This is a genomic window from Alishewanella sp. WH16-1 (genome assembly GCF_001441695.1).
Lineage (GTDB): Bacteria > Pseudomonadota > Gammaproteobacteria > Enterobacterales > Alteromonadaceae > Alishewanella > Alishewanella agri.
This window is the reverse complement of the sequence record NZ_LCWL01000077.1, coordinates 38,997-50,254: the sequence shown is the minus strand read 5'-3', so window position 1 is coordinate 50,254 and position 11,258 is coordinate 38,997. Positions and strand designations below refer to the sequence as shown.

Sequence of the window (11,258 nt, the reverse complement as noted above, 5' to 3'; positions counted from 1 at the left end):
CGCTTCCTTCTAAATTCTACCCTGCCTCGCTACACGTTATAACAGCTTCACTGCATTACCTACGCTAAAACAATTATTTATGAAGCTATTAAGAAGGCGTGCTCACGCAACAGAGGCAGGCAAAAAAAACACAGATTGTCAGGGAAACTACAAATATTTATACCTGTAACGCTCGGAAATGTCTATTAAAGTCGGCTAGTCTGACCAGAAAATCAGCTCAGCCGTCGTCGCCGTCCGACCAGTAATATGTCAGAAAATTACAAATCGATCAGCTTGAACGCGGCATAAGGTTACGGAATAAAAGGCCGCAATAGCGATTGCGGCCTTTTATAGCAGGGCTGGTTATTGCGCTGGTTGCGCCAGTAAGTTCAGGATAAAAGCATACTCTTCAGCTGTTTCTGCCAAACGGGCAAAACGGCCGGATTTACCACCATGCCCGGCTTCCATATTGGTGCGGAACAGCAGTGGGTTAGTGTCGGTTTTAAGCTCACGTAAGCGCGCTACCCACTTCGCCGGTTCAAAGTACTGCACCTGAGAGTCATGCAAGCCGGTAGTAACCAGTAGCGCTGGATAGGCTTGCGCACTAACCTGATCATAGGGTGAATACGACAACATATAGTCGTAGTATTCCTTCTGTTTCGGGTTGCCCCACTCGTCAAACTCGTTGGTGGTTAACGGAATGCTTTCATCCAGCATCGTCGTTACCACATCCACAAAGGGGACATGGGCCACTAAGCCACGATATTTTTCCGGTGCCATATTCGCGACCGCGCCCATTAACAGACCGCCGGCGCTGCCACCCATGCCGATCACTTTGTCTTTAGCCGCATACTTTTCCGCTACCAGGTAATCGGTCACCGCGATATAATCAGTAAAGGTATTGATTTTTTTCAATAACTTACCATCTTCGTACCAATGCCGGCCCATTTCCTGCCCACCACGAATATGCGCTATGGCATATACAAAGCCGCGATCAACCAGCGATAACACGCTGGAGCGGAAACTCGGGTCCATGGATGCACCGTAAGAGCCGTAGGCATACTGATACAACGGTGCTGAACCATCGCGTTTAAAGCCTTTGCGATACAGCAGCGAAACCGGGATCTTGACACCATCGGCTGCCGGCGCCCACACCCGTTCGGTAACATAATTCGCTTTATCGAAGTCACCCAGCACTTCCTGCTGTTTTAACAGCGTCCGCTCACCGGTGGCCATATTCAGCTGATAAACACTGGCCGGGGTGGTCAAAGAGGTATAGGTGTAGCGCAACAGCTGGGTATTTTGCTCGGCATTCATCTCGAAACCGGTCACATAAGCTGCTTCATCAGACTTCACATAGAAGGCTTTTTCCGGGGCTTGCCATGGCATCACGCGGATACGACGTAAGCCGTCACTGCGCTCACTGATCGCCAGATAATCATTAAACAGCGCAAAACTCTGAATAAAGATCTTGTCATCATGTGCCAACAGCGGCTGCCAGTTCGCACGATCGCCCAGCTTATCGGTGGCGACCGTCATCAGGCGATAGTTTGGTGCCTGCCAGTCGGTGCGAATAATCCAGCGGCCATTTAAATGTTCGGCGTCATATTTAAAATCACGCATCCGTGGCGCCAGCACCTTAAAATCGCCAGCCGGTTGGCTGGCATCCAGGATCCGAATTTCATCCGATACCGTGCTACTTAGATTGATCATGACATAGCGTTGATCCTGGCTATTGGAAACCCACATATAAAAACTGTTGTCGGTTTCCTGATAGACACTTTGCGCCTGAGCCGGATCGGCCCCTAACTGGTGCCGCAGTACCGTATTACTTAATAAGGTAACCGGATCATTGCGTACCAGAAACAGCTGCTTGCTATCTGCCGACCAGGCAATAGCGGCAGATAAACCTGTTAATTGATCAGGTAAGTCTTTACCTGTTTTCAAATCCCGTACTTTTAGCGTGTACTGGCGGCGACCATTTAAATCTTCCATGTAAGCCAGCAACTGCTGATCCGGGCTAACGGATAAATTACCGACTTGGTAGAAATCTTTACCCGCCGCCAGCTGATTGACATCCAGTAAGATTTGCTCGTCGCCACCAGCCACCGGCTTGCGTGCATAGATCGGATATTCTTTACCGGTCTCATAGCGACTGTAGTATTGGTAGTCGCCCTTGGTGTAGGGCACAGAACTGTCATCTTGCTTAATCCGGCCGATAATCTCAGTGGTCAGCTGCTCTGTCAGTTGCTGATAGCTGCTGCTATGTTGCTGATACCAGGCATTTTCCTGCTCCAGATAGGCCAGCACCTTTGGATCTTTGCGCTGATCATCGCGTAACCAATAGTAAGGATCATTACGGGTACCATGCGGCGACACGACCTGATAATCGACTTTAGCCGCACGCGGCGCTTCTGTTAGCGCGGTGTTCGCCAGCAACGTTGATGGCAAAACCAACAGAGCGGCAGCAAAGAAAAAATGACGCGGATATGACATTTTGAACTCTCTTCGGTTAACAATAGTTTTCAGCTTAGGCTTTTTTTGCCCTGACGCCACGAAAAAAATGTAAAAGCTTGTAACAGTTAGGGCGTGTTACGCATAAAAAACGGGCATTTTCAGAAAAAGCGCTTTATGCTAAGGGCGTGTTGACGTTTGCTGCTTAGATTTTGTTCACACTGGCGGCGCTTTGATCGCGAAACGAGGAGCGCAGTTTAGTTATTCTAAATAAGTGACGAGTGACAAAGAGCAAAGCGCCGCCAGTGTGAACCCTTCGGGCAGCGTTTGGCTGGCGTTTCTACTGCGTTATCGCTTGTTCATGTAGAATAACTACACATCACAAGCTCTGCCTTGTATAAACACCAGCCAAACAGCAGCAAAAACAAGCAGCAAACGTCAACACGCCCTAATACAAATAACTAAAACAAACAACAGGACACGTTATGAGCTTACTTACCATAGAACAAGTTGCAGCTTTGCTGGACATCCCGGTGATTCGGGTAGAACGACTCACCCGCGAACACTTGTTGGTTCCGGTGCAAAATGACGTCGCCGGAAAACCGCTGTTTGCAGAAGAAGACGTGAAGCGTTACAAGGTACTGGCCGAACGTTTAGGCGGCCTGTAGCGCCAGCTGTTGCTCTAAGCGCAATTGCCACTCAACACTGGCCTGCTTATAACCCGGCATGGCCAGATACCATAACCAGCAAAAACCACTATAGATAATCTTTGCCAGCGCCAACCGTGCCGTAATACTGGTGGCATGCGCCCGGGCGGTTTGCGGATCGGCATAACAGCGATACTGTTGGTAGTGCACTAAAAACTCAGCCTGTTGTCGCTTACTAAACTGATAATGCAGACTTAACGCCGCTAAATCAAAACTACAATCCGCCAGCTGAGCATATTCAAAATCCAGCAACCAAACTCGCCCGCCGGCCAGCAGTAAATTATCCTGATGTAAATCCAGATGGCAGAGCACCAAATCCTGTTGATATTGCTCAAACTGCGCGGCGGCCTGCAGCAAACCAGCAAACAGTGTCGCTGCCGGCTGCAAGGTCTGTTGTTCGGTTTGGGCTAATAACTGCCGCAAATAACTCTGGCTTTGTAATACCGGCGTTTGCACCCGCAGACTATGCAATCTGGCCAGTATTTTCGCCAGTTGTGGCAGGGTAGCAGCCGTCAGCGCTAATGGCTGCCCACCGCTAATATATTCACTGATTAATAATTGTTGATGATTATTCAGTAACAGTGGCACTGGTGCGATGCCGGCTGCTGCTGCCGCCTGCTGACAACGAAACTCCTGTTGCCGACAAACTCCCGGCGCTTCGCTGCCATAACGACGCAGAACATAATCACCGCGCGCCGTTTTTAAGTAATAATTCAGATTACTCTGCCCGGCTGCGAGTGGGCGGATTTCGAGCGGCGGATGCGCGCTAAAAAACTCGAGTTGCTGACAAAGACGCGCTACAGCGCCTTGCCCGGCAAGGTCGTTTGCATCTGATATTGACTGCGCCATACAAAATATCCCACCACCGCAATAACGGTATACAGCATAAACAAGGCGGTCAGAAAATACAGATGTTTTTGTGCATAAACAAAAATGGATACCGCATCAATCACTACCCAATATAACCAGTTCGACAGCAGTTTCTTGGCGACCAACCAGGTGGCAACCAAACTAAACGCTGTGGTCTGGGCATCCAGGTAGGCAAAATCGGCATGGGTATAATTTGCCATCAGATATCCCAATACCAGCCCCGCCATAGCCGTGAGGCTAATCAACAGCAAATGCCGCTGCCAGACCCATTCATACACCGGCTGCGCCTGACCAGATTGCTGCTGCAATTGTCGCCAGCGCCACCAGCCATACACCGCCATGCCTGCATAATAAATATGCAGTAAGGCATCTGACAGCAGGGCAGAGTCCCACATCACATGTGTGAACAGTAAGGTGCTGAGCAGCGCCGCGGGCCAGCACCAGATACTGTGCTTCAGCGCCAGTACGACATAGGCCACCGCCAGTAAGGTCGCCACTAACTCTATACTGTGCAGCAGTTGCCAGTCAGCGATCAGCTTGCTCAGCAGTTCGTTCATGGCCGCAAATCACCCGGGATAAACTTGCAGACGAACACCAACTTGCCATAATGCTCCATCGACCAGCGCATACAGCGTTGCAGCGCCTGCATCACGGTATCGTAGTCGCCAAAGATCTGAGTGCTCATGGTGTTAGTGATCACCAACAAGCCCTGCTCCGCCGCCAGTTGGTCAATAAAGGCCTGAATTGGACCTTTATAATCCTCAGCTAATGGATACTTACTAATTTCTACTGATAGTTGCATAGCGTTCCCCTTTAAAAGCTGTAACTAACCGTTGCACCAAAGCGACGTGGCTCTGCAAATTGCTCATAGACGTGCGGCGCGTACTCATCACGCGGATCATTACCAAAGTAAAAGCCACGCACACCAACATCCTGATCCAGCGCATTACGCATCCAGACCGCCAGCTCCCACTGCGCTAATTGATAACTTAGCCGCAGGTTCAATAATTCACTGCTGTCAGAGCGGGCGTTATGGCCATCCGAATAATAGAAGCGGCTTTTACCCTGTAAACCAGCCTGCAGTGCGAGTTGGTCAGTCAGATACCAGTCTGCTCCAACACTATAGTTAATCCGCGGTGCATGCGCCTGATCCCGTCCGGTCATATCCAAACCGCTATCGGTTTGGTATTGCCCCAGTTTTGATTGCAGATAACCAACATTGGCAAATAACTGCCAACGCTCTGCCGGCTGCCAGCGTGTTTCCGCCTCAACACCGTAGTTACGGCCACTGGCGGCATTATCAATAAAGCCGGCAAACTCTGGCCCCAGATCCGGGTTAATCCAGCCTTTTACCTGCATATCATCACGCCACATATAAAACGCCGCCACCCGACTGGTCAGGCTGCCATCGGCAGAACTGGCTTTGACGCCAAATTCAGCATTTAACAGCGTTTCAGCTTTAAAGGCTGCTTTATCAGCCAGAGCAGCAAACTGCGCCTCGCCGGCTTTTGACAGTGCTTCGCCGTTAATACCACCAATCTTATAGCCACGCGACAACAGACCATACAGCATCGCCTGTGAATTCAGTTGGTAATTCAGGCTGACTTTAGCGCCCCACAGCGTTTGATCCGGACTCAAACTAATATTGCCGCTATCCTGATAGTCATCGCTGTAATGCTCAACCCGGCCACCAACAACTAAGCTTAACTTGTCGCTAAGGGCAGTTTGGGTCTCACCGTACAGCGCCAGATTTTCGCGATTGATCGTGCTATCAAAATAGCGCCACTCTGTTTCAGCGCGGCGCTGCCGGCTTAAACTTAGATCGCGACGGCTGGCGTAAACCCCTAATACCCAATCAGTATTACTGAACAGCTGTCCGGCCGGTTTAGATACCAGGCGGTAGTCCAGTGTCCACTGTTCGCGCTCGCGTAAATAGCGGTCCTGATAGGAATATTCCCACGGATGAATGCCGCGATAGCTCCAGTCTTCATCAAAACCATAGTCAGAATCTGCATTTAAATAGCTAATCTGCCCTTGCAGACTAGCCCGCGACAGTCCCTGATAATCGATATTAATTGCTGTCGCTTTACTGCGTAACTGATCCTGCCCCGGTTCATCAGATAAGGTAATACGGTTGCGATCCAGCGAGAAGGCATCATAGCCATTCTGTTGATCAATCAGATGGGCCACAAAACCCAGTTTCAGATCGGTTGCGGCCTGATAATCCAGCTTAAACCGGCCGGTAAATTCGTCAATATTGTTAGTATCATCGCGATTAAGGTGGGCATTATCGATAAAACCATCAGAGCGGTTTTGGTCCAGTGTCAGGCTGTAGGCCAGCTGTTCGCTGATAGGCGCGCTGTAAAAACCCGATAATTGCCAGCTGTCGTAGTTGGCAATGGTAGCACTGAGTTTACCTTCAGGATTAAAGCGCGGGGTTTTGCTGGTCAGGTTCACCATGCCAGCCAGGGCATTAGTACCAAAGCGGGTCGCTTCCGGACCGCGGAATACTTCCAGTTGTTCGGCGTGCGCAATACTGCTGATACCCAGGCCGGCATAATCAATACCATCGATCAGGATGCCTACGGACGGGTTAATCACATCAATAAATTCACTGCGCTCGCCAATGCCACGCACCTGCAGAAAACGGCCACGAGAAGCACCCGCTGCAAAATTAACATTGGCAAATTGTAGTAAGGCATCGTCCAGATGCTGGGCAGACTGCCGGTTTAAATCTTGCTCTGAGAGCACCGCGACACTGCCGGCAACTTGTTGTAAGTTATTTTTACGAAAATCACCTTGCACAGTGATTCGTTCGATATCCTGCTCAGTAGCATTAGCATTAGCATTAGCAGCAACAGGGTAGCAAGCAAATAGCGCGACAGTTAACGCAGAAAAACGTAAAGACATGTGATCGACTCCCATAACAGCTTTGAGGATCACACGGGCAAGTTACTTGTGGTTCGGCTTTAATTAAGCGTGACACAGGTCTTGCTGGGGAGTTAGCACCATCCCTCCGCCGGTATGATCCGGATCAGGTTCTAAGGGTTTACCAAAACGGTATCTCAGCACTCCGCTACGAATCGTAACAGGGCACCCCTTGGTTGCGAGCGGCAGTCTAGACGTTCTGCCAAAAAAATACAATAGCTAAGTTTTTAACACCGGCTTAACGCCAGCGACCACTTTCATCCAAACCGGCTTGTATACGTGACACCAGCTCGTTAGACGGAATAGGCCGGGAAAACAAATACCCCTGCCCAATATCGCAGGCATGTTGCTGCAAGGTTTTTGCCTGGGCCTGGGTTTCTACCCCTTCTGCCACCACTTCCAGGCCAAGTTTGCGGACCATGGCGATGGTCGAGGTGATAATGTCGAAATCAGCTTGATTATCCAGCATGCCAAACACAAAGCTCTTATCGATCTTGATAATATCGACCGGCATTTGCCGTAAATAACTGAGTGACGAATAGCCGGTGCCAAAGTCGTCAATCGCCAGCCGGAAACCACGGGCTTTCAGCTGCTGCATACTGGCAATGGTATCGGGAATATTACTGGCCAGCAGACTTTCGGTCAGTTCGAACTCCAGGCTACCTGCAGCCTGAGGGTACAGTTTTAACATCTTATCCAGAAAAGCGGGCAATTCAGGATCATTTAACTGGGCGGTTGACAAGTTAATCGCCAGGCGCAAATCAGCAAAGCCCTGTTGCTGCAGGTTAGCCAGGATCTGACAACTCTGCTCTATCACCCAATAACCGACCGGGATCATTAATTGGGCATATTCCAATACCGAAATAAATTCGTCGGGCGGCACCATGCCCCGGCTCGGGCTTTGCCAGCGTAATAAGGCTTCCAGTCCGGTTAAACGACGGTCGCTGAAGCGAATTTGCGGCTGTAAATGTAAATCGAACTGCCCTTGTAACAAGGCCTGCTTTAGATCGGCTTCCAGCGCTAACCTGTTCTGGAACGCATCAAACATTTGCTGACTGTAGAAATGCAAGGCACTGCCGCCACGCGCCTTGGCCTGATACATCGCCAGATCCGCTTGCCTGACTAAATCATCGGTTTTTAACGCCGGGTTACGGGTACAACTGATACCGATACTGACATTTAACTGATATTCCTCTTGTTCCAACCGCATTGGTTGCCGGAATACCTCGATCAGCCGCAGGGCCAGCGCTTCCAGCTCTGCCGGTGCAGACACCTCTGTCACTACCACAAACTCGTCACCACCAAAACGGCAGATTAAATCGGTTTTCTGTAACGCAGCGCGTAAGCGACGTGCAGCCTCAATTAGCAACTGATCGCCCTGTTCATGGCCACGGATATCATTTACCCGCTTAAACTGGTCTAAATCCAGGAACAATAAACCCAACCAACTGCCCTCGTCTGAAAGCGCAGCGATCTGCTTCTTCAGATGGTACTGCAGCATATTGCGATTAGCCAGCCCGGTCAGTAGATCGAACATCGCCATATTTTCCAATTCGCGGGTTTGGGTCTGGATCTCATCCTGCAATTTTTCCAGTGTCCGGCTCAGGGTTTGACTCACGGCACTGAGTTTATCGACTTCGTCAGTCAGCAGCGGACTACTGACCGGCAACGCATCGCGGAACAACCGGAACTTATTTTCAGCCAGTAACGGTAGCGCTTTGGATACCTGCAATAAACGACGACTCAGCCGGCGGGTCAGCCAGAAGGTGAGTAAGGCGAATAATAGAAAACACAGCGACGCCAGGGCCACTAATTGCCATTGAAACTGGCGGTTTGCTTGTTGGTATTGGCGGATATTTTCCAGCAGGATCAGCCGGTACGATTGCTCACCTTGCTCTGCCAGCGGGAACTGATAAATAAAATAATCACCCTGCGGTGCAGCCTGAACGATACGGTCAGACATCAGCTGCTCTAATTTAATAGCAGGTAATTGAGCTGTAGCGGATAACAAGCTAATCCCAGCGGGTTGCTGCCGGATAATAGCGATTTCGCTTTGCATGGCCTGGCCAAGCGCCAGTACCACATCGGCCAGAGTCTGGCTGGCAAGTAATACCGCAATATTGCCGTCAGCGTCAGCGAGCGGAATACTCACCACGTTACTACAATGCTCAACGCAAAAAATCCGCGCCAGTGCCCGTTGCTGTTGCTGAGTTTGCAGCACGAGTTCTTGTAACTCTGCCGGAAAAGCTGAACTGGCAAAAGCAACCTGAGACGTCGAACTGAAAAACCATAAATCTTCGATTTTCAGATACAGACTAAAGCTGTCGTATTGCTGCTGTAACTGTTGTACAAAGACAGTAAAGCCCTGTTGCTGCTGTAATTGTGTTAGCTCCGCAAAACTTTCAAACCAGGCTTGCTGCTGAGCTGATAATAACTGTTGATATTGTTGGAAATGCTGCTCTACCTGCTGCTGCTTGAGTTGTTGTTGCGTGGCAAAGCTGTCGTTCAAGCGCTGTAGCGACATTGAGGTCACCAGCAGCAGCAAGATAGCCATCAGCACCAGTGTCAGCAGCAGTATCTTTGATGGGAAGCTAAAAAAACGCATCAGAACCAGTACATCAATTGCAGCGCCCAGACTTGCCAGTAACGCTGTTGGTTAACCACCAAATCCGGTACCAGGCTGGGTGAAAGCCGGCCGGTACCATCCACCCAATGATGCTCCGCCTGTAGCCGCCAGTTAGCGGCAACATCATAACTTAACCCCAGCATCAGGCTTTGCTGATAACCAAAATGGGCCGGGATACCCTGGTCAGCAAGCTGACTACCCCGCTTGTCATCTTTGTCGCGGGTTAAATAATCCAGGCTACTAATAAATGACAGCCCCTGATTAAACCGGTATTTCGCCAGCAAATAGCCACCCAAGCCAGACTGCGACCGGCTAAATCCTGGTAAATAAAAACCGTCAATGGCTAAACGCTCTTGCATCAGCTCGGCGGCCAATTCCCAGTTCTCCAGCTGGTAACGCCAATTTAGCATCACGCGTTGGATACTCACTTCACCATAACTAAAGGGTTCAACAGTACCCGGGCGATAGTTAAACTCAGAATCTAACAGTGAGATGCCATAAGTCGCCTGGCTGCCGGCTGGCTGCCAGAACACACTGGCTTGATGCACATACTTCTGCCGGGCCTTGCCGCTAACCTGTGGACTAAGTAACAGTTGGCTTTGTTCGGTATTGATACTGGTTGCGCCATAACTCCAGTTATATTCCAGTTCGCCGGAGTCATGTTGCAAGAAGCCTTTAATGGCAATACCGTCACTGCCAACGGCAATATCGCGAAAAGTATCATAGTACACTGACTGCGGCAGAATAATACTGGGCCGGGTAAAAGGCACATCACGGGTACTGGAAAATAGCCAATGCTGATTTTTATAACGCCCGGCATACAGATTCAGTTGGTGATCAAAACTATCAATCACACTCAGGTCAACGAACAGATAGTCTAAGCGGGCGCCTTCCGGGTAACGGTTACCACCGTTCAGATACACTACCTGCCCAGCCAGACGGACTCGCTCCGTCAGCTGCCAGCGGCTATTGATACCAATCTCCGTCAGTGCCGCAGATAACTTACCGCTGTTATTAATCGCATTGCTGTCACTCGCTTGCGCCAGCCCCTGCGCAATAAAGCCATGCCATTCCGGTTGCTCGGCCGCCATTACCGGTAAGCTGAACGTAGCGGCTAAGGTCAAGGCTGCGCCAAAGTTGTTACTTTTCATAAAGTGTCACCACTTTTAACTCGGCAGAGCGCAACCCCTGCGGTAAGTAGCCAATAGCGCCTGGGGTGCGCTCCAATGCTGCCTGCAGTTCCTGTACGGTGGCATATTGTACCGGCGTACCACCAATGCCAGAAAACCGCTGGCGATGCCATATCGCATCCAGCTGATAGGGGAACATTTTCAAATAGTTGCGGGTAAAAAGGTTATGTTGCGTCGTCTCGGAGGGTAAAACTAACACCTGAATCGCCTGACCATCCGCCCAGCGGGTTTGCCGCATACTAAAAATGGCTCGAAGCTGTGCTGTGGTTAACTGTGTTTCACTGACTGACGAGTGCACTACTACCTCCACCGCCAAACCAGGCAGGCTCAGAAATAACAGGCAGCAAAGCGAATACCACAATCTCATTGCATTTCCAATTACGCAATACCGGGGAACACCTGGTCAAAAAAGCCGGTCAAAGACCGGCAATACTTTGCTTAAGATATTGAATAGAAACCAGTTGCGCAATAGTACCTTTGGGTTGGTACCAGAGAATTAAAAAT

Annotated in this window: 9 protein-coding genes and 1 riboswitch; of the genes, 1 reads left to right on the top strand and 8 read right to left on the bottom strand. The window is 50.1% G+C overall.

Annotated features, from left to right (window positions below; genetic code table 11):
• Positions 1-342: 342 nt before the first annotated feature.
• Entirely contained in the window at positions 343-2,475 is a 2,133-nt protein-coding gene (locus tag AAY72_RS07035) for a S9 family peptidase (RefSeq protein WP_057786366.1), read from the bottom strand.
• A gap of 443 nt (positions 2,476-2,918) precedes the next feature.
• On the opposite strand from AAY72_RS07035, the gene AAY72_RS07030 reads away from it, so the two are divergent.
• Entirely contained in the window at positions 2,919-3,101 is a 183-nt protein-coding gene (locus AAY72_RS07030; RefSeq protein WP_057786364.1) for a DNA-binding protein, read from the top strand.
• Here AAY72_RS07030 and AAY72_RS07025 read toward each other — a convergent pair.
• From AAY72_RS07025 to AAY72_RS06995, 7 genes are all read right to left on the bottom strand, one after another.
• Complete coding sequence (locus tag AAY72_RS07025; RefSeq protein ID WP_057786363.1) at positions 3,087-3,989, bottom strand: phosphotransferase; 903 nt, start codon at positions 3,987-3,989, stop codon at positions 3,087-3,089. The two genes, AAY72_RS07030 and AAY72_RS07025, sit on opposite strands and share 15 nt — an antisense overlap.
• Positions 3,938-4,567, bottom strand: coding sequence for a nicotinamide riboside transporter PnuC (gene pnuC / locus AAY72_RS07020; RefSeq protein ID WP_057786361.1), 630 nt, complete (start codon positions 4,565-4,567; stop codon positions 3,938-3,940). Before pnuC ends, AAY72_RS07025 begins: the two co-directional genes overlap by 52 nt.
• Positions 4,564-4,812, bottom strand: coding sequence for a YkoF family thiamine/hydroxymethylpyrimidine-binding protein (locus tag AAY72_RS07015; RefSeq protein WP_057786359.1), 249 nt, complete (start codon positions 4,810-4,812; stop codon positions 4,564-4,566). The genes pnuC and AAY72_RS07015 overlap by 4 nt, the downstream gene beginning before the upstream one ends.
• A gap of 11 nt (positions 4,813-4,823) precedes the next feature.
• Positions 4,824-6,920 (bottom strand): TonB-dependent receptor, encoded by a 2,097-nt coding sequence (locus AAY72_RS07010; RefSeq protein WP_057786357.1) that lies wholly within the window; start codon positions 6,918-6,920, stop codon positions 4,824-4,826.
• Between the two features lie 84 nt (positions 6,921-7,004).
• A riboswitch (TPP riboswitch) is annotated at positions 7,005-7,121 on the bottom strand.
• A gap of 55 nt (positions 7,122-7,176) precedes the next feature.
• Positions 7,177-9,543 carry a bifunctional diguanylate cyclase/phosphodiesterase gene (locus tag AAY72_RS07005; protein ID WP_057786355.1) on the bottom strand — a complete coding sequence of 789 codons (2,367 nt, stop codon included), beginning with the start codon at positions 9,541-9,543 and terminating at the stop codon, positions 7,177-7,179.
• The gene (locus AAY72_RS07000; RefSeq protein ID WP_057786352.1) at positions 9,543-10,715 is read right to left on the bottom strand and encodes a hypothetical protein; all 1,173 of its coding nucleotides are present in this window, start codon (positions 10,713-10,715) and stop codon (positions 9,543-9,545) included. The genes AAY72_RS07005 and AAY72_RS07000 overlap by 1 nt, the downstream gene beginning before the upstream one ends.
• On the bottom strand, positions 10,705-11,121 hold the full coding sequence (locus tag AAY72_RS06995; RefSeq protein ID WP_057786350.1) for a hypothetical protein: 417 nt from the start codon (positions 11,119-11,121) through the stop codon (positions 10,705-10,707). The genes AAY72_RS07000 and AAY72_RS06995 overlap by 11 nt, the downstream gene beginning before the upstream one ends.
• Positions 11,122-11,258 lie beyond the last annotated feature (137 nt).

Coding starts and splice junctions, on each gene's coding strand:
- AAY72_RS07035 (WP_057786366.1), bottom strand. CDS start 2,475: ATGTCATATCCGCGTCATTTTTTCTTTGCTGCCGCTCTGTTGGTTTTG.
- AAY72_RS07030 (WP_057786364.1), top strand. CDS start 2,919: ATGAGCTTACTTACCATAGAACAAGTTGCAGCTTTGCTGGACATCCCG.
- AAY72_RS07025 (WP_057786363.1), bottom strand. CDS start 3,989: ATGGCGCAGTCAATATCAGATGCAAACGACCTTGCCGGGCAAGGCGCT.
- pnuC (WP_057786361.1), bottom strand. CDS start 4,567: ATGAACGAACTGCTGAGCAAGCTGATCGCTGACTGGCAACTGCTGCAC.
- AAY72_RS07015 (WP_057786359.1), bottom strand. CDS start 4,812: ATGCAACTATCAGTAGAAATTAGTAAGTATCCATTAGCTGAGGATTAT.
- AAY72_RS07010 (WP_057786357.1), bottom strand. CDS start 6,920: ATGTCTTTACGTTTTTCTGCGTTAACTGTCGCGCTATTTGCTTGCTAC.
- AAY72_RS07005 (WP_057786355.1), bottom strand. CDS start 9,543: ATGCGTTTTTTTAGCTTCCCATCAAAGATACTGCTGCTGACACTGGTG.
- AAY72_RS07000 (WP_057786352.1), bottom strand. CDS start 10,715: ATGAAAAGTAACAACTTTGGCGCAGCCTTGACCTTAGCCGCTACGTTC.
- AAY72_RS06995 (WP_057786350.1), bottom strand. CDS start 11,121: ATGAGATTGTGGTATTCGCTTTGCTGCCTGTTATTTCTGAGCCTGCCT.